13 protein-coding genes are annotated in these 18,635 nt (G+C 72.2%); 11 read left to right on the forward strand and 2 right to left on the reverse strand.

The genetic code is table 11. The annotated features are described in order from the left end of the window. Positions 1–11 precede the first annotated feature (11 nt). From ACGFYY_RS27320 to ACGFYY_RS27345, 6 genes are all read left to right on the forward strand, one after another. The gene (locus ACGFYY_RS27320; RefSeq protein ID WP_393713261.1) at positions 12–1,160 is read left to right on the forward strand and encodes an ABC transporter ATP-binding protein; all 1,149 of its coding nucleotides are present in this window, start codon (positions 12–14) and stop codon (positions 1,158–1,160) included. Further along, on the forward strand, positions 1,157–2,086 hold the full coding sequence (locus ACGFYY_RS27325) for an ABC transporter permease (RefSeq protein WP_033222982.1): 930 nt from the start codon (positions 1,157–1,159) through the stop codon (positions 2,084–2,086). Before ACGFYY_RS27320 ends, ACGFYY_RS27325 begins: the two co-directional genes overlap by 4 nt. Then, a complete protein-coding gene (locus ACGFYY_RS27330; RefSeq protein WP_030718627.1) occupies positions 2,086–2,892 on the forward strand; it encodes an ABC transporter permease in 807 nt (268 codons plus the stop codon). Before ACGFYY_RS27325 ends, ACGFYY_RS27330 begins: the two co-directional genes overlap by 1 nt. A 42-nt stretch (positions 2,893–2,934) precedes the next feature. Next, the gene (locus ACGFYY_RS27335; protein WP_393713265.1) at positions 2,935–4,353 is read left to right on the forward strand and encodes an NAD(P)/FAD-dependent oxidoreductase; all 1,419 of its coding nucleotides are present in this window, start codon (positions 2,935–2,937) and stop codon (positions 4,351–4,353) included. Between the two features lie 224 nt (positions 4,354–4,577). Further along, a complete protein-coding gene (locus ACGFYY_RS27340; RefSeq protein ID WP_393713267.1) occupies positions 4,578–5,066 on the forward strand; it encodes a hypothetical protein in 489 nt (162 codons plus the stop codon). Between the two features lie 82 nt (positions 5,067–5,148). Next, positions 5,149–6,942: a chitinase gene (locus tag ACGFYY_RS27345; RefSeq protein ID WP_393713336.1), complete on the forward strand. Its 1,794-nt coding sequence runs from the start codon at positions 5,149–5,151 to the stop codon at positions 6,940–6,942. Here ACGFYY_RS27345 and ACGFYY_RS27350 read toward each other — a convergent pair. Both ACGFYY_RS27350 and gabT read right to left on the reverse strand, forming a co-directional pair. Further along, positions 6,908–7,438: a phosphatase PAP2 family protein gene (locus ACGFYY_RS27350; RefSeq protein WP_393713269.1), complete on the reverse strand. Its 531-nt coding sequence runs from the start codon at positions 7,436–7,438 to the stop codon at positions 6,908–6,910. The genes ACGFYY_RS27345 and ACGFYY_RS27350 overlap by 35 nt on opposite strands. Before the next feature lie 400 nt (positions 7,439–7,838). Beyond that, positions 7,839–9,185, reverse strand: coding sequence for a 4-aminobutyrate--2-oxoglutarate transaminase (gene gabT / locus ACGFYY_RS27355; RefSeq protein WP_365264731.1), 1,347 nt, complete (start codon positions 9,183–9,185; stop codon positions 7,839–7,841). Positions 9,186–9,437: 252 nt separating this feature from the next. Here gabT and ACGFYY_RS27360 point away from each other — a divergent pair, with 252 nt between their 5' ends. The 5 genes from ACGFYY_RS27360 to ACGFYY_RS27380 all read left to right on the forward strand — a co-directional run bounded on the left by ACGFYY_RS27360 (position 9,438) and on the right by ACGFYY_RS27380 (position 18,618). Continuing rightward, entirely contained in the window at positions 9,438–11,543 is a 2,106-nt protein-coding gene (locus tag ACGFYY_RS27360; RefSeq protein ID WP_393713272.1) for an ATP-binding protein, read from the forward strand. Between the two features lie 139 nt (positions 11,544–11,682). Then, positions 11,683–13,263: a PucR family transcriptional regulator gene (locus ACGFYY_RS27365; RefSeq protein ID WP_393713274.1), complete on the forward strand. Its 1,581-nt coding sequence runs from the start codon at positions 11,683–11,685 to the stop codon at positions 13,261–13,263. Between the two features lie 209 nt (positions 13,264–13,472). Continuing rightward, positions 13,473–14,918: an aldehyde dehydrogenase family protein gene (locus ACGFYY_RS27370; protein WP_030718646.1), complete on the forward strand. Its 1,446-nt coding sequence runs from the start codon at positions 13,473–13,475 to the stop codon at positions 14,916–14,918. A gap of 339 nt (positions 14,919–15,257) precedes the next feature. Beyond that, positions 15,258–17,198 carry an acyl-CoA dehydrogenase family protein gene (locus ACGFYY_RS27375; protein ID WP_393713277.1) on the forward strand — a complete coding sequence of 647 codons (1,941 nt, stop codon included), beginning with the start codon at positions 15,258–15,260 and terminating at the stop codon, positions 17,196–17,198. Positions 17,199–17,289: 91 nt separating this feature from the next. Continuing rightward, the gene (locus ACGFYY_RS27380; protein ID WP_393713279.1) at positions 17,290–18,618 is read left to right on the forward strand and encodes a hypothetical protein; all 1,329 of its coding nucleotides are present in this window, start codon (positions 17,290–17,292) and stop codon (positions 18,616–18,618) included. The last annotated feature ends 17 nt before the right edge of the window (positions 18,619–18,635 follow it).

Raw genomic sequence — 18,635 nt, forward strand, 5'->3', positions numbered from 1 at the left:
CGGGACCATCCATGACTGACAAGACCGCGGGCGGCGACGTCCGCCTCTCCGGGATCAGCAAGCACTACGGCACCTTCACCGCCGTGCACCCGCTGGATCTCACCATTCCCCAGGGCTCCTTCTTCGCCCTGCTCGGCGCCTCGGGCTGCGGGAAGACCACCACCCTGCGCATGATCGCCGGCCTGGAGGAGCCCTCCACCGGCACGGTGCACCTCGGCGACCGGGACGTCACCGACCTCCAGCCGTACAAGCGCCCGGTCAACACGGTCTTCCAGAGCTACGCGCTCTTCCCGCACCTGAGCATCTTCGAGAACGTCGCGTTCGGCCTGCGCCGCCGCGGCGTGAAGTCGGTCAAGAAGCAGGTCGACGACATGCTGGAGCTGGTCCAGCTCGGCCAGTTCGCCCAGCGCAAGCCGCACCAGCTCTCCGGTGGCCAGCAGCAGCGCGTCGCCGTCGCCCGCGCCCTGATCAACCACCCGCAGGTGCTGCTCCTCGACGAGCCGCTCGGCGCCCTCGACCTGAAGCTGCGCCGCCAGATGCAGCTGGAACTCAAGCGGATCCAGACCGAGGTCGGCATCACCTTCGTGCACGTCACGCACGACCAGGAGGAGGCCATGACCATGGCCGACACGGTCGCCGTGATGAACGGCGGCCGCGTCGAGCAGCTGGGCGCCCCCGCCGAGCTGTACGAGAACCCGGGCACCACCTTCGTCGCGAACTTCCTCGGCACCTCCAACCTCATCGAGGCCTCGGTGGACTCCGCCGGCTCCGACGTGGTCGTCTCCGCCTCCGGTACGAAGCTCCGGCTGCCCGCGGCCCGATGTTCGACCACGCCCCGCGCCGGCGGAAAGCTGCTGGTCGGTGTACGCCCGGAGAAGGTGTCCCTGGCCCCGGCCGAGGAAGCGGACACCATCGCGACGGGCCGGAACACGATCACCGGTCGTATAGCCGCCTCCTCCTTCATCGGGGTCTCCACCCAATTCGTCGTCGACAGCCCCGTCTGCCCCGAGCTGGAGGTGTACGTCCAGAACATCGAGCGGGACTCCCGCCTCGTACCGGGCGCCGAGGTGATCCTGCACTGGAACCCGGAGCACACCTTCGGCCTCGACGCGGCCCAGGACATCGACGCGGGCATCGAGACGGTGGAGGAGAGCGCATGACGACCACCGCGGCGCCGCCCCAGGCGCCCGCCCCCACCGAACCCCCCGTGCACAAGGCGTCCCTGCGCAAGCGGCTGATCCCGTACTGGCTGCTGCTGCCGGGCATCCTGTGGCTGCTGGTCTTCTTCGTGCTGCCGATGATCTACCAGGCCTCCACCTCGGTGCAGACCGGCTCCCTCGAAGAGGGCTTCCAGGTCACCTGGCACTTCGGGACCTACTGGGACGCCTTCACCGAGTACTACCCGCAGTTCCTGCGCTCCCTGCTCTACGCGGGCACCGCGACCGCGCTGTGCCTGCTCCTCGGGTACCCGCTGGCCTACCTGATCGCCTTCAAGGCGGGCCGCTGGCGCAACCTGCTGCTCGTCCTGGTCATCGCCCCGTTCTTCACCAGCTTCCTGATCCGCACCCTGGCCTGGAAGACGATCCTGGCCGACGGCGGACCGGTCGTCGGCGTCCTCAACAGCGTCGGCTTCCTCGATGTCACCAGCTGGCTCGGCATGACCGAGGGGGACCGGGTGCTGGCCACGCCGCTCGCGGTGGTCTGCGGTCTGACGTACAACTTCCTCCCCTTCATGATCCTGCCGTTGTACTCCTCGCTGGAGCGCATCGACACCCGCCTCCACGAGGCGGCCGGCGACCTGTACGCCCGCCCCGCCACGGTCTTCCGCAAGGTGACCTTCCCGCTCTCGATGCCGGGCGTGGTCTCGGGCACCCTGCTCACCTTCATCCCGGCGAGCGGCGACTACGTGAACGCCGAACTGCTCGGCTCCACGGACACCCGGATGATCGGCAACGTCATCCAGTCGCAGTACCTGCGGATCCTCGACTACCCGACGGCGGCCGCGCTGTCCTTCATTCTCATGGCGATCGTGCTGATCATGGTCACCATCTACATCCGCCGAGCGGGGACGGAGGACCTGGTCTGATGCGCAACCCCCTCACCTGGCTCCGGCGCAACCTGGTCGTCATCGCGGGCCTCGGCACGCTCGCGTACATGATCCTGCCGAACGTCGTCGTCACCGTCTTCTCCTTCAACAACCCCACCGGGCGGTTCAACTACGCCTGGCAGGAGTTCTCCCTCGACGCGTGGAAGGACCCCTGCGGGGTCGCCGACATGTGCGGGTCGCTGTCCCTCTCGCTCCAGATCGCGCTCTGGTCCACCCTCGTCGCGACCGCGCTGGGCACCGCCATCGCCTTCGCGCTCGTGCGCTACCGCTTCCGGGCGCGCGGCGCGGTCAACTCGCTGATCTTCCTGCCCATGGCCATGCCCGAGATCGTGATGGCGGCCTCGCTGCTCGCGCTCTTCCTCAACATGGGCATCCAGCTGGGCTTCTGGACGATCCTGATAGCCCACATCATGTTCTGCCTCAGCTTCGTCGTCGCCGCGGTCAAGGCGCGCGTCCTGTCCATGGACCCGCGGCTGGAGGAGGCCGCCCGCGACCTCTACGCCGGCCCGGTGCAGACCTTCGTACGGGTCACCCTGCCGATCGCGGCACCCGGTATCGCGGCGGGCGCGCTGCTCTCCTTCGCGCTCTCCTTCGACGACTTCATCATCACCAACTTCAACTCGGGCAACACCGTCACCTTCCCCATGTTCGTGTGGGGCTCGGCCCAGCGCGGTACGCCCGTGCAGATCAACGTCATCGGTACGGCGATGTTCGTCATCGCGGTGCTGGTGGTCCTGGCCGGCCAGATGGTCGGCAACCGCCGTAAGAAGGCACAACCGAAGTAATTCGGGAAAGCACGTCATCAGTTCCGTAGGGAGTTGGAAGACATGGCCCCAGTCGCCATGCGTAGTGTTGCGAAATCCCTTTCCGAAGCGAAGCCGGTCTCGTACTGGCTGGACGACCCCGGCAAGCCGGCCCCCGAGCCGGCGCTGACCTCCGACGAGCGCTGCGACCTGCTGGTCATCGGCGGCGGCTACAGCGGACTGTGGACCGCGCTGATCGCCAAGGAGCGCGACCCCGGGCGGGACGTCGTACTGATCGAGAGCAAGGAGGCGGGCTGGGCCGCCTCCGGCCGCAACGGCGGATTCTGCGCCGCCTCCCTCACCCACGGCCTGAGCAACGGAATGGCCCGCTGGCCCGGTGAGCTGGCGAAACTGGAGGAGATGGGCGCCCGGAACCTCGACGCCATCGAGGAGGCTGTCGCCCGCTACGGCATCGACTGCGACTTCGAGCGGACCGGCGAGATCGACGTCGCCACCGAACCGCACCAGGTCGAGGAGTTGCGCGAACTGCACGAGGAGGCCCTGCGCCTGGGCCTCGCCGACGGCTCGGAGTGGCTGGACGGCGAGGCGGTGCGCGCCGAGGTCGACTCGCCGACCTTCCTCGCGGGTCTCTGGGACCGCGACGGCGTCGCCATGCTCAACCCGGCGAGGCTGGCCTGGGGCCTCAAGCGGGCCTGCCTGGAGCTCGGGGTGCGGATCTACGAGAACACCCGCGGGCTGAAGCTGGCCGCGGTCGGCTCCGGGATGACCGTGACGACCCCCTACGGCACGATCCTCGCGCGCCGGGTCGCCCTTGGCACGAACATCTTCCCCTCGCTGGTCCGGCGGGTCCGCCCGTTCACCGTCCCGGTCTACGACTACGCGCTGATGAGCGAGCCGCTCGACGAGGGCCAACTGGCCGCGATCGGCTGGAAGCGGCGGCAGGGGCTCGGCGACAGCGCCAACCAGTTCCACTACTTCCGGATCACCCGCGACAACCGGATCCTGTGGGGCGGCTACGACGCGATCTATCCCTACCGGGGGAAGCTCGACTCCGAGTACGACCACCGCCCCGAGACCTACCTCAAGCTAGCGGAGCACTTCTTCACCGCCTTCCCGCAGCTGGAGGGCTTGAAGTTCAGCCACGCCTGGGGCGGCGCGATCGACACCTGCTCGCGCTTCTCCGCCTTCTTCGGCACCGCGCACGCGGGGAAGGTGGCCTACGCGGCCGGCTACACCGGGCTCGGCGTCGGAGCCACCCGGTTCGGGGCCGAGGTGATGCTCGACCTGCTGGACGGGCTCACCACCGAGCGCACGAAGCTGGAGATGGTGAAGTCCAAGCCGATGCCGTTCCCGCCCGAGCCCTTCGCCTGGACCGGGATCGCGCTCACCAAGTGGTCCTTGGCCCGCGCGGACGCCCGGGGCGGTCACCGGAACCTGTGGCTGAAGGTGATGGACAAGCTCGGCCTGGGCTTCGACAGCTAGTGCCGTCGTCTCTTTCGGATCTTGTCGGCCCGGCAAGATCCGGAAGAGACCGCCTGGCCGCGCACGGAGCGCCGGTCGCAGCGCCGCGCGCCCCCGGCGGCGGCCGCCGGTCACCGTGTGACCCGATTCACCACCATGGAGTAACGCAACCCGCGTCATACCCGCGCCCGGCCCCGCTCTCTCCAGGTGAGAACCCCTCACCTACAGGGAACGGAGGCCGGGCGATGACGATTCCGGGGGCCAGGACGGCGGTGGAATGGTTGGTATCGGCGGCGCCGGACCCGGACGCCTGCCGGTGGGAGTGGGAGCGCAACCCCCTCGGGGTCGCCCTGCTGCCCGCCGGCCGCCACTGGGACGTGCTGATCCTGCCCGGGGAGCTCGGGCGACCGACCCTCGACGTGCTCCGGCTGATCCTCGACCGGCCCGGCCCGGTGCTCGCCGATCTCGGCGCCGCGCGGTGGAGCGGCACAGCGATGCCGCGGCTGGGCTTCTTCGTGCCCGCGGGCACGTCGTCGAGGTGGCTCGGCACGGGGGTACGGGGTGCCGGGCGCGGGAGTTGGATCGTGGTCCCGCATCCCGGCCGGGCGGCCGACGGGCTCCGCTGGCTGGTGCTCCCGGACGGCGAGGGGACGCTCACCGACCCGGCCGTGCTGGAGCTCGCGATGCACGAGGCGGCCGCGTGCGTGCCGGCGAGGGAAGGCCGGAGGTCTTGACAAGGGCATTGGTCTGGACCATCTTGGGCGCCGCTGACCCCCTCCATCCCCCCAGGCACCGGAGGCAGTTGTGCGCAGAGCCCTGTCCCTCCTTACGGCCGCCGCCCTCGCGGTGGCCGGATTCCTCGCCGCGGGCCCGCCGGCCGCGGCGGCCGACGCCGACCTCGTACGCAACGGCGGCTTCGAGGCCGGCCTCGACGGCTGGAGCTGCTCGGGCGGCAGCGGAGCCGTCGTCACCACGCCCGTCCACGGCGGCGGTTCCGCCCTGCGGGCCACCCCGGCCGGCCAGGACAACGCCCGCTGCTCCCAGACCGTCACCGTCGTGCCCGACTCGACGTACACGCTCGCCGCGTGGGTGCAGGGCGCGTACGTCTACCTCGGCGCGAGCGGCACCGGCACCACCGACGTGTCGACCTGGACGCAGACACCGGGAGCGTGGAAGCGGCTGACGACCACCTTCCGCACGGGCCCGTCCACCACCTCGGTGACGGTCTGGACCCACGGCTGGTACGGCCAGAGCGCCCACCTCACCGACGACCTCACCCTGGTCGGCCCGGACCCCGGCGGTCCCGGCGGGCCCCAACTCCCGGCCGCCCCCACCGGCCTGACCGCCTCCGCCACCTCGTCGACCTCGGTCACGCTGAGCTGGTCCGCGGTCCCGGGCGCCACCTCGTACACCGTCCACCGGGACGGCGCCGCGCCCCTGACCGTCACCTCGGCCTCGGCAGCCGTGACCGGCCTGACCGCGGCCACCACCTACACCTTCACGGTCGGCGCGGTGAACGCGGCGGGCGCGGGCCCGCAGAGCGCGCCCGTCACCGCGACCACGCCCGGCGGCGGGGGAGGCGGCGGCGGTGGCCTGCCCGCGCACGCGCTCGTCGGCTACCTGCACGCGAGCTTCGCCAACGGCTCCGGCTACGTCCGCATGGCCGACGTCCCCGCCTCCTGGGACGTCATCAACCTCGCCTTCGGCGAACCCACCTCGGTGACCTCGGGCGACATCCGCTTCCGGCTCTGCCCGGTCGCCGAATGCCCGAACGTCGAATCCGAGGCCGAGTTCAAGGCGGCCGTCAAGGCCAAGCAGGTGGCCGGCAAGAAGGTGCTGATCTCGATCGGCGGCCAGAACGGCCAGGTCCAGCTCGCGACCGCGGCCGCCCGGGACACCTTCGTCTCCTCCGTCAGCAAGATCATCGACGAGTACGGGCTCGACGGCCTGGACATCGACTTCGAGGGACACTCCCTGTCCCTGGCCACCGGGGACACCGACTTCCGGGCGCCCACCACCCCGGTGATCGTGAACCTGATCTCGGCCGTGAAGACCCTGAAGGCCAAGTACGGCCCGGAGTTCGTCCTGACCATGGCCCCGGAGACCTTCTTCGTCCAGCTGGGCTACCAGTACTACGGCTCCGGCCCCTGGGGCGGCCAGGACCCGCGAGCCGGCGCGTACCTCCCGGTCATCCACGCCCTGCGCGACGACCTCACGCTGCTCCACGTCCAGGACTACAACTCGGGCTCGATCATGGGCCTCGACAACCAGTACCACTCCATGGGCGGCGCCGACTTCCACATCGCCATGACCGACATGCTGCTCACCGGATTCCCGGTCGCCGGGAACACCGCGCGCGTCTTCCCGGCCCTGCGTCCGGACCAGGTCGCCATCGGCCTGCCGGCCACGACCAATGCGGGCAACGGCCACACCTCACCGGCCGAGGTGACCAAGGCACTGAACTGCCTGACGAAGAAGACCGACTGCGGGAGCTACGCGACCCACGGCACCTGGCCGGGCCTGCGCGGCCTGATGACCTGGTCGATCAACTGGGACCGCTTCGGAGGCTGGGAGTTCAGCCGGAACTTCGACGCCTACTTCGGCGGCTGACCCGGTCGGCCCACGCCACGCCGAGCAGCAGCGGAGTGCACATCAGCAGGCTGGCCAGAACGTCCAGCGGCCAGTGCCACCCGCGCAGGATCAGGCCGACGGCCGTCGCCCCCGTGAGGACCAGGGCGGCGGCCGTCGGCCATGCCCGGCGGGTGTACGGGCGCACGAGCAGCGCCGCGCCGAGGTAGGCCACGGCCGCGGTGGCCGTGTGTCCCGAGGGGAAGTAACCGGCGGCCCAGGGCTCCAACGGGCCGGGGCGGGCGGTCCACTCCTTGAACGGGATGACCAGCGCCGGCACCAGGGCCATCGCCAGGCCCGCGGCCGCGGCGGCCGCGCGCCGCCCGCGCCGGGCGGCGTAGGCCATGGCCAGGACGAGCACGGGCACGGCGACCGGGACGTTGCCGAGGTCGGAGAGGCGTTCGGTGACCGGGTCCGGGGCGGTACGCACCAGGGCGCGGCTCAGCGCGTGGTCCGGGGTCAGCAGCGGGCCGGACACCAGCACCTGCCAGGTGACCAGGGAGAAGAGGAGGCCGCAGACCGCGGCGATCAGGAGAGGAGTGGCCGGCCGTCCCGGAACAGGGGGGATGGTTCCGGGACGGCCGCCCGGATCGGGTTGCCGGGCGCCCCGGGGGGTTTGGGGCGAACGGCTGTCCGATCGGTGAGGAGTGTGCGCGAACGCATGCCCAGTACGGTGCTGGGGAAGCCCAGTACTGGTGTCGCCCCCGGTTTCCCTGGAGCGGGGTGTCTCACTCATCTGCAGAAACCGTACGGCAGCGGAAGGGGGACCGACAGCAGGATCGTGCTCCCGCCATCGGCCCCCCACACCTTCTTCACAGCGTCCGCCCGTTACCGGCGGTAGGGGCCGGTCGCTGCGCGCGCACGTTCTAGCCGTTCGATCAGATGGCCGTGCCGATGGCCGCGAACGCGGCCTCGATCAGGTCCAGGCCCTCGTTCAGCAGGTCCTCGCCGATGACGATCGGCGGGAGGAAGCGGAGCACGTTGCCGTAGGTGCCGCAGGTGAGGACGAGCAGGCCCTCGGCGTGGCAGGCCTTGGCGAGCGCGCCGGCCGCCTCCGGGAACGGGGTCTTGGACACCGGGTCCTTGACCAGCTCGATCGCGATCATGGCGCCGCGGCCGCGGATGTCGCCGATGATGTCGTACTTCTCCTGCATCGCCGTCAGGCGGGCCTTCATGACGGACTCGATCTTCTTCGCCGCGGCGTTGAGGTCGAGCTCCTTCATGGTCTCGATGGAGCCGAGCGCACCGGCGCAGGCCACCGGGTTACCGCCGTAGGTGCCACCCAGGCCACCCGCGTGCGCGGCGTCCATGATCTCGGCGCGGCCGGTCACGGCGGCGAGCGGCAGACCGCCCGCGATGCCCTTGGCGGTGGTGATCAGGTCCGGGACGATGCCCTCGTCCTCGCACGCGAACCACTGGCCGGTGCGGCAGAAGCCGGACTGGATCTCGTCGGCGACGAAGACGATGCCGTTGTCGTTGGCGAACTTCACGAGCGCGGGCAGGAAGCCCTTGGCCGGCTCGATGAAGCCGCCCTCGCCGAGGACCGGCTCGATGATGATCGCGGCGACGTTCTCGGCGCCGATCTGCTTGGTGATCTGGTCGATCGCCTGGGCGGCGGCCTCGGGGCCGCAGTTCTCGGCGCCGGTGGGCCAGCGGTAGCCGTAGGCGACCGGGACGCGGTAGACCTCGGGGGCGAACGGACCGAAGCCCTGCTTGTACGGCATGTTCTTCGCGGTCAGCGCCATGGTGAGGTTCGTACGGCCGTGGTAGCCGTGGTCGAAGACGACGACGGCCTGGCGCTTGGTGTACGCACGGGCGATCTTGACGGCGTTCTCGACGGCCTCGGCGCCGGAGTTGAACAGGGCCGACTTCTTGGCGTGGGTACCCGGGGTCAGCTCGGCGAGGGCCTCGCAGACCTCCACGTAGCCCTCGTACGGGGTGACCATGAAACAGGTGTGGGTGAAGTCGGCGAGCTGCGCGGAGGCGCGGCGCACGACGGCCTCGGCGGAGGCGCCGACCGAGGTCACGGCGATGCCGGAGCCGAAGTCGATCAGGCGGTTGCCGTCGACGTCCTCGATGATGCCGCCGCCCGCGCGGGCCGTGAAGACGGGCAGCACGGAGCCCACGCCACCGGCCACGGTCTGCAGACGGCGGGCCTGCAGCTCCTGCGACTTCGGGCCGGGGATCGCGGTGACGATCTTGCGCTCCTGCGGAACAGCGGTCATAGAGGGCTCCTGGGGGGTGTTTTCGGACGCACTTGTCTCTTTGTCCGCAGGCTAGGCCCGGGAGCGGTGGTCCTGCATGCTCCGTTCGGTAGTGATCACCGCGTGTCCTTGTCCGTGACGGCCATAGGAAGGATGCGGGCGCGCGTCTTGTGGACGGCACGGCGAAGAGGAGAGCGCGTACCGGCCCACGGCCGACGCCGGGCAACTACATTGAGCGACGCAGCGCAGGCACGGGCAGGGGGCAGGGGTTTCATGGACACCGACGGCACGCACGAGACGCGCCCACCCCGGGCCGGGCACGTCCCGAGACCGACCGCCCCGCCGACCCCCCACCTCCCCCCGAAGCCCTCGCACGCGCCGACGGCCGGACCGACGCTGGGCGACTGGCTGCGTCACCCGCGCACCTCGGACGGTCCGGGCGTATGGACGTACGGGCACGTGCCGCGGGCCACCGAGGAGCCCGAGGAGACCCCCACCCGCCAACTCGTCAGCGGGGCCCTGATCTCCCTGCTGGCGGGGCTGCTGCTCTGGTCGCTGTTGTGGAACAACTACCTGGGCGGCTTCTGGCTCTGGCCGATGTACATGTTCACGCCGGACTCCTGGGCCCACACCCACGCCGCCGTGGTCGTCGCGTACGTCTGGTACGGCATTGTCGTCGCGGTCCTGGCGATCGGCTTCGGGCGTCTCGGCCGCTGGCCCGAACTGGGTCGGCGGCTCCTCGGCAGCCGCCTCCTGCGGGTCGTGCAGCCCACGCCCCTGCCCGACTCCGCCCACCCCGAAGCCGGCGGCCCGGACGATCCCGCGCGGTGGCCGCAGTTGCGGGCCGCCGGGCTCGGGGAGGTGGCCGAGCGGTTGGAGGCCGAGGCCGGGGGTGGGCGGATGAACGACGTGGACTACACCCGGATCCGGCGCGCGTGGGACTCCGTGCGCGTCGACCCGTCCCGCATGCGGGCCTTCGCCGACGCCGTGCGCGACAAGGGCGCCGCGGCCTGTGTGCACCCGTCCGGGGCGCGGGACCTGCCCGTGCGGGCCGCCCGGCACGATCTGCTCGCCCGGCAGGTGCTGCTCGGCACCGTGGAGGACGGCACGCGCAACCCCTACTCCCGCCGCGGCACCGCCCTCGCCCTCGACCCCGACGTGCTCGGTACCTCCCTGCTCGCTGTCGGGCCCTCCGGCACCGGCAAGACCCGGCGGCTGGTGCGGCCCGTCGTCGAGTCGCTCTCGCTCCAGGCCCTCGCCGGCCAGGCCGCCGTCGTCGCCGTCGGAGCCGCCGGCGCCCAGCTCGGCCCGGACGCCGCCTTCGACGTCGTGGTCCGGGTCGGCGACCCCGCCTCCGTCTACGACCTCGACCTCTACGGCGGCGCCACCGACCCCGACGAGGCCGCCACGCTGCTCGCCGAGGCCTTCGTCGGAGACGTTCCCGGGACGGACGTACGCCGGGCCGCCACCGCCCTCGCCCAACTCCTCGGGCCGTTCCGCGCTGCGTACGAACGCTTCCCGGCCGTGCCCGAGCTGCGCGAGCTGCTCGACGGCCTCCCCACCGCCTTCGACACCCTGCGCCGCGACCTCGCCGGGCAGCACGCCATGCTCCGCGAGCTGGATGCCCGGGCCCGCCAGCACGGCGCCCCCGCCGACCCCGGCCCGGCCCTCGCCGATCGGGTGGCCCTGCTGGACCGACCCGCCTTCGCCGGCTTCTTCGACACCACCGGCCAGGGTCGGCCGTTCTCGCTGCGCGCCCTGGAACACCCGATCCGTGTCCGCGTGGACCTGCCCGAGCGCGGGCACGCCGACGCCTCGCGGATGCTCGCCCGGTTGCTGCTCGCCCAGTTCAACGCCGCCGCGGCCGCCCGCACCGACCGCTCCCTCTTCGCCTTCCTCGCCTTCGACGACGCCTCCCACACCCTGACCGCCGGGACCGTGCGGGGCGTCCAGCGGCTGCGCTCGGCCCACGCGGGCGTCCTGCTCACGCTGCGCACGCTGGACGACGTACCGGAGGAGCTGCGGACGCCGCTGCTCGGGTCCGTCGGCTGCCGGATGGCCTTCTCCGGGGTCACCACCTGGGACGGGAAGCGGTTCGCCGAGGCCTGGGGCACCGAGTGGGTGGAGACCCGCGACGTCACCCACCGCACCGTCTTCGCCGACCAACCGCTCACCCGCCTGATGCACTCCTTCCGCAAGCTCGTCACCGGCAAGGCCGTCACCACGGACGCCGTGACCGTGCGCCAGGTGGAGCGCGAGCGGTGGTCCGCCTCCGACCTGGCGCACGCCGTGCCACCGGGGCACGCGGTGCTGTCGCTGACCTCGGTGCGCGGGGAACGGGCGGCTCCGCTGCTGGTCCGCCTGGCCGGAACGTCCTGACCCGCACCCCGACCCGTACGAGGTGGCAGAATCGAGGGGAGTCGTTCGTACGACACGGCGAAATCCGCCCGCGGGTCCCCCGCTTCTGCCGGCCGTCCTCCGCTCCGTCGCCCCCTCCCGCTAAGGCCACTGGTAACCGATGCCGCTCACCCTCGCCTCACTCGTCCAGCACTCGGCGCTCAAGCTCAGCGTCCGGGCGGGGGAGGGGCGCCTCGACACCCCTGTGCGCTGGGCCCACGTCAGTGAGCTCGCCGACCCCGTCCCCTACATGGAGGGCGGGGAGCTGCTCCTGATCACCGCGATGAAGCTGGACGCCGGGGACCCGGAGGAGATGCGCGCCTACGTACGCCGCCTCGCCGCCGCCGGGGTCGTCGGCATCGGCTTCGCGATCGGGGTCAACTACGAGGAGATCCCCGAAGCGCTCGTCGAGGCCGCGCGGACCGAGGACATGCCGCTGCTGGAGGTACCCCGTCGGACCCCCTTCCTGGCGATCAGCAAGGCGGTCTCCGCGGCCCTCGCGGCGGACCAGTACCGGGCCGTGACCGCCGGATTCGAGGCCCAGCGGGAGCTGACGCGGGCCGCGCTCTCCGTCGACGGCCCCACCGAGCTGCTGGTGAAGCTGGCCGCGCACGTCCACGGCTGGGCCGCCCTGTACGACACCTCGGGCGCGGTCGTCGCGGCCGCACCCGACTGGGCCGCGCGCCGCGCCGCCCGGCTGACCCCCGACGTGGAACGGCTGCGGGAGCGCCCGGCGCCCGCGAGCGCCGTGGTCGGCGGCTCCGAGGACCGCGTCGAACTCCAGTCCCTCGGTACGGGCCGGCGGGCACGCGGCGCACTCGCCGTCGGTACCGCCGCCCCGCTGGGGACCGCCGAGCGGTACGCCGTGCACTCCGCCGTCGCGCTGCTCACCCTCACCACCGAGCGCTCGCGCTCGCTGCACGACGCCGAGTCCCGGCTGGGGGCCGCGGTGTTGCGGATGCTGCTCGCGGGCGAGGCGGACCACGCCCGGTCCGTGGCCGGGGACCTGTACGGGGCCCTGCTGGAGGCGCCGTTCCGACTCGTCGTGGCCGAGCCGGCCCTGGCGGGGACCGCCCAGCCCGAAGGCCTGGCGCTGCTGTCCGACGCGGTGGAGTCGGCCGCGGCCCGGACCGGGGAGGCGCTGCTCGTGGTCCCGGAGGCGGGCCGGCTCGTGGTCCTGGCCGCCGACGGGGGCTCGGCCGTACAGGCCTGCGTGGACCACGCCGAGGTACTGGAGGCGCGGCGCGGCCGGGAAGCGGCCGGACCGGAGCCGGACGAGCTGGTGGTCGGCCTGTCCGCGCCGGCCGGACCGGGCGGTGTGGCGGCGGCCCTCAAGCAGGCCGACCAGGCCCTGGCCGTGGCCCGGCGCCGCGGCCGGCCGATGGTGGAACACGAGGACATGGCGGCGGGCTCGGTCCTGCCGCTGCTGGCCGACGACGCCGTACGGGCCTTCGCGGACGGCACCCTGCGCGCCCTGCGGGAACACGACGCGACCGGGCGCGGTGACCTGGTGGCCTCGCTCCAGGCCTGGCTCTCCCGCCACGGGCAGTGGGACGCGGCCGCGGCCGACCTGGGCGTGCACCGACACACCCTGCGCTACCGGATGAAGCGGGTCGAGGAGATCCTCGGCCGCTCCCTGGAGGACCCCGACGTCCGCATGGAGCTGTGGCTCGCCCTCAAGGCCACCTCGACCCCGTCCTGAGCCGACCCCTGAGCCGACCCCGTCCTGAGCCGGCCCCGGCCCCGGCCGGACCGCGCCGCGCCGCAGCCCCGTCCGGCGGTCTGCACAGTGACAAAGCGGCGAAGCGCGACGACCCGCCGCTCCATCAGGGACAAACGCCGAAACCCCGACGGAGTTCTACGGTGGAGGGGTCAGGACCCACCGCACACTCTCGAAGGGCCGGGATTCGCATGACTTCCACCCACGCCTTCTGGCTCGCCGGCCGCCAGGCCACCGGCGAGGACAGCTTCGACGTCCACTCCCCGTGGGACGGCCGAACGGTCGGCACGGTCAGCGTGCCCACCGACGAGCAGGTCGAAGAAGCCGTGGCCGCGGCGTACGCCGTGACGGCGGAGTTCTCCGCCACCCCCGCCCACGTACGGGCCGCCGCCCTGGACCACGTGTCCAAGCGACTCGCCGAGCGCACCGAGGAGATCGCCCAGCTGATCTCCGCCGAGAACGGCAAGCCCGTCAAGTGGGCCCGCGGTGAGGTCGGCCGTGCGGTGTCCGTGTTCCGCTTCGCCGCCGAAGAGGCCCGCCGCTTCAACGGTGGAGAGGCCCAGCGCCTGGACACCGACGCCGGTGGTGTCGGCCGCCTCGCGCTGACCCGCCGCTTCGTCAAGGGCCCGGTCCTCGGCATCGCGCCGTTCAACTTCCCGCTGAACCTGTGCGCCCACAAGGTGGCCCCGGCCATCGCCGTCGGCGCGCCGATCATCCTCAAGCCGGCCCCGGCCACGCCGCTCTCCGGCCTGATCCTGGGTGAGCTGCTCGCCGAGACCGACCTCCCGGCCGGCTCCTGGTCGGTCCTGCCGGTCGCCAACGACAAGATGCCGGCCCTGGTCAAGGACGAGCGCCTGCCCGTCATCTCCTTCACCGGTTCCGACACCGTGGGCTACGCCATCCAGCAGTCGGTGCCCCACAAGCACTGCACCCTGGAGCTCGGCGGCAACGCCGCGGCCGTCGTCCTGGACGACTGGTCCTCCGAGGCCGACCTCGACTGGGCCGCGACCCGCATCGCGACCTTCTCGAACTACCAGGCCGGCCAGTCCTGCATCTCCGTGCAGCGCGTGATCGCCGACGCCTCCGTCTACGACCGCCTCGTCGAGAAGGTCGTCGAGAAGGTCCAGGCCCAGGTCACCGGCGACCCGTCCGACTCCGCCACCGACGTCGGCCCCCTCGTCTCCGAGGCCGCCGCCCAGCGTGTCGAGTCCTGGGTCGACGAGGCCGTGGCCGGCGGCGCCAAGCTGCTGACCGGCGGGAAGCGCGCGGGTGCCTCGTACGAGCCCACCGTCCTGGCCCACGTGCCGGACGGCGTCAAGCTCGCCACCGAGGAGGTCTTCGGGCCGGTCCTGACGCTGAAGAAGGTCGAGAACACCGACGAGGCCTTCGCCGCCGTCAACGACTCGAAGTTCGGTCTGCAGACCGGCGTCTTCACCCGGAACGTGCAGACCGCGTTCCGCGCCCACCGCGAGCTCGAGGTCGGCGGTGTGATCATCGGTGACGCGCCGTCCTACCGCGCCGACCAGATGCCGTACGGCGGCGTCAAGCAGTCCGGTGTGGGTCGCGAGGGCGTCCGCTACGCGATGGACGACTACACGTACGAGAGGGTCCTGGTCCTGACCGGCCTCGACATCTGATCTCGTACGGCCATGGAGCCGACGGCCGGAGCCCACTGTGCGGGGGCTCCGGCCGTCCCCTTTTCTCGGGGCTCGGTTCGCCTCCGGGGCGCCGATGCCGGCTCCAGGACGCCGTACGTCCTCGGTACCGCTCGTTCCTCGCGGTTCCTCCGGGCGCTCGGCGTCCTTCGCCGGCGCGCCCCTTCGGCTCACCCACCCGGGCGTAGGCGCGCCGACGGGCCGGATTTCCCTCGCTCGGACGGCCCGGCTTTTCCCGGCGGGCCGGAGAGGGTACGACTCACAGGTAGCACCGGCCAGTAGGCCGGTACCAACGACTCCGGCGGCGAGGTGAGTCCCCGCATGTCCGCAACACAGCCCGCACAGCCCAAGGTGACCGAGCGCGAGGCACGGCAGGTCGCGGAGGCGGCCCGGGAACAGGACTGGCGCAAGCCCAGCTTCGCCAAGGAACTCTTCCTGGGGCGTTTCCGGCTCGACCTGATCCACCCCCATCCGCTCCCCGCCGACGAGGACGTCCGGCGGGGCGAGGCCTTCCTGGCCCGACTGCGGGAGTTCTGCGAGACCCGCGTCGACGGGGCCCTCATCGAGCGCGAGGCGAAGATCCCCGACGAGACCGTGCGCGGCCTCAAGGAACTCGGCGCCCTCGGGATGAAGATCGACCCCAAGTACGGCGGCCTCGGCCTCACCCAGGTCTACTACAACAAGGCGCTGGCCCTCGTCGGATCGGTCAGCCCGGCCATCGGGGCCCTGCTCTCCGCCCACCAGTCGATCGGCGTGCCCCAGCCGCTGAAGATGTTCGGCACGCAGGAGCAGAAGGACACCTACCTGCCCCGCTGCGCCACCACCGCCATCAGCGCCTTCCTGCTCACCGAGCCCGACGTGGGGTCCGACCCCGCGCGCCTGGCCACCACGGCGGTCCCCGACGGCGACGACTACGTGCTCGACGGCGTGAAGCTGTGGACGACCAACGGGGTCGTCGCGGACCTGCTCGTCGTGATGGCCCGCGTACCGAAGTCCGAGAACCGCCGCGGCGGCATCACCGCCTTCGTCGTCGAGGCGGACTCGCCGGGCATCACCGTCGAGCACCGCAACGCCTTCATGGGCCTGCGCGGCCTGGAGAACGGTGTGACCCGCTTCCACCGGGTACGGGTCCCCGCGGCCCAGCGCATCGGCGCCGAGGGCGCCGGCCTCAAGATCGCCCTGACCACACTCAACACCGGCCGGCTGTCCCTGCCCGCCATGTGCGTCGGCGCCGGCAAGTGGTGCCTGAAGATCGCCCGCGAGTGGTCCGGGGTCCGCGAGCAGTGGGGCCGGCCGGTCGCGCGGCACGAGGCGGTCGGCGCGAAGATCTCCTTCATCGCCGCCACCACCTTCGCCCTCGAAGCCGTGGTCGACCTCGCCTCCCAGATGGCCGACGAGGACCGCAACGACATCCGCATCGAGGCCGCCCTCGCCAAGCTCTACGGCTCCGAGATGGCCTGCCTGATGGCCGACGAACTCGTCCAGATCCGCGGCGGGCGCGGCTTCGAGACCGCCGAATCCCTCGCCGCCCGCGGCGAACGCGCCGTCCCCGCCGAGCAGATGCTCCGCGACCTGCGCATCAACCGGATCTTCGAGGGCTCCACCGAGATCATGCACCTGCTGATCGCCCGCGAGGCCGTCGACGCCCACCTCTCGGTGGCCGGCGACCTCATCGACCCGGAGAAGGCACTCGGAGACAAGGCCAGGGCCGGAGCCCGCGCCGCCGGGTTCTACGCCCGCTGGCTGCCCAAACTCGCCACCGGCCCCGGCCAGGTACCCGGCACCTACCGCGCCTTCCACCCCGGCGGCCACCCCGACCTCTCCACCCACCTGCGCTACGTGGAACGCAGCGCCCGCAAACTCGCCCGATCCACCTTCTACGCCATGTCCCGCTGGCAGGGCCGGATGGAGACCAAGCAGGGCTTCCTCGGCCGGATCGTCGACATCGGCGCCGAGCTCTTCGCGATGAGCGCGGCCTGCGTCCGCGCCGAGCACCTGCGCGCCACCGGCGCCCACGGCCGCGAGGCCTACCAACTGGCCGACGCCTTCTGCGAGCAGTCCCGGCTGCGCGTCGAGGAACTCTTCGGCCGACTCTGGTCCAACACCGACGACCTCGACCGCAAGGTGGTCGCGGGCGTGCTGTCCGGCACCTACGCCTGGCTGGAGGAGGGCGTCCTCGACCCCTCCGGCGACGGCCCCTGGATCGCGGACGCGACGCCCGGACCCTCGACCCGGAAAAACGTGCACCGCCCCCTTCGTTGACCTGCGATCATCGCCGAACGTCGGACAGACGTACGAGGATGAGTACGAGTACTGGTACGCGTACGAGCACAGCGCGAGGCGGACGAGAACGATGTCGACGGCCGAGGAAGACCGCACCAGCCGACGGCTGGCCTGGTGCGTGGCGCACCTGCTGCGCCACGCACCGGACCACGTCGTCACCGACATGATCGGCAGGCTGGACGACCCCACCCGCAAATACCTGTGCCGGGACGAGTGGCTGTCGGCCTCGACCGTCACCCTGCTGCTGCGCCATGGCAGCGCGGCCGACCGGACCTTCATCGCGCGCAACCCCCGGGTCGTGGGCCGGCCGCTGCCCGGCCTGCCCGGGCCCGCCCGCTACGCCCGCCGCCGCACACCCCCCGAACTCCTGCCGGTGCTCCGCGCCGAACTCGGCCGGGACCCCGACGAGGAACCGCTCGACGCGGCCGAGCTCGTCGGCCTGCTGCGCCGGCACGGCCGGCGCGGACCGCGGGTCCCGCTGGACATCCTGGCCCTGCGGCAGCGGCCGGACCCGGAACCGCTCCTCGCCGAGCACCTGCGCGAGCCGCTGCCGACCGGCGCGGTCGAGGCCCTGCTGCTCGCCCTGGACCTGCCCCTGGAGACCGTCCACGCCTTCCTGGCCGCCCCGGCGGGCCCGTCCGACGGGCGCTCCTGGCACCGACCCGCCGTCCGCGCCGTGCGGATGGGCCGGGTCACGCACGAGGAACTCGTCACCCACATCGCCCCCGCCCACCGGACCCTGCTGCTCGCCCGCCTCCCCGACACCGACGGCCTTCGCTGGACCCTGCCCGAACAGGCCGGTATGCAGAGCGCCGTCCTGCGGGCCCTGCGCCCGCTCGGGGACGATCCCCGCATGTGGGCGGAACTGCTGCGGCACGCCCCCGGCCACCGGGGCCCGCTGCCCGCGCTGGTCGCCGCCCTCGCCGACGGCACCGTGCCCGAGGCGGCCGACGCGGGGGAGCCCGGTACCGACCTCGTCCGCGCCGTACGCCACCTGACGCCGACGGCCGGCGAACCGTACGGGGGCGTCGAGCGCGAGCTGGCCCTGACGAGCCTCGCCGTACCGATGGACAGCGTCGCGGAGGACGTCCGCTGGGTCCGCGACTGCCTCGACCGCGGCCTGCTCACCGGCCACGACGTGATCCGGCACAAGCTGCCCGCCTGCTGGGCCCTGGACCAGGACCACTGGCTGGGCGACGTGGACCACCCCGACCGGCACGACCGCCCCGCGGCCGTCCTCGCCTCCCACGCCGAGGCCGACCAGCTGCTGGCCCTCGCCCTCGACGAGGACCCCGAAGCCTGGTGGAACGTGGCCCGGACGCTCCCGGAGTTCGCCGGAACCCTCCCGCACCTGCTTCTGCGGGTAACGGAAGGGGGCTCCGTGTCCGGCCGCTCCTGACTTGCGGCAACAATGGG

Source organism: Streptomyces sp. NPDC048331, from assembly GCF_043201215.1.
In the GTDB taxonomy this organism is placed as follows: Bacteria; Actinomycetota; Actinomycetes; order Streptomycetales; family Streptomycetaceae; genus Streptomyces.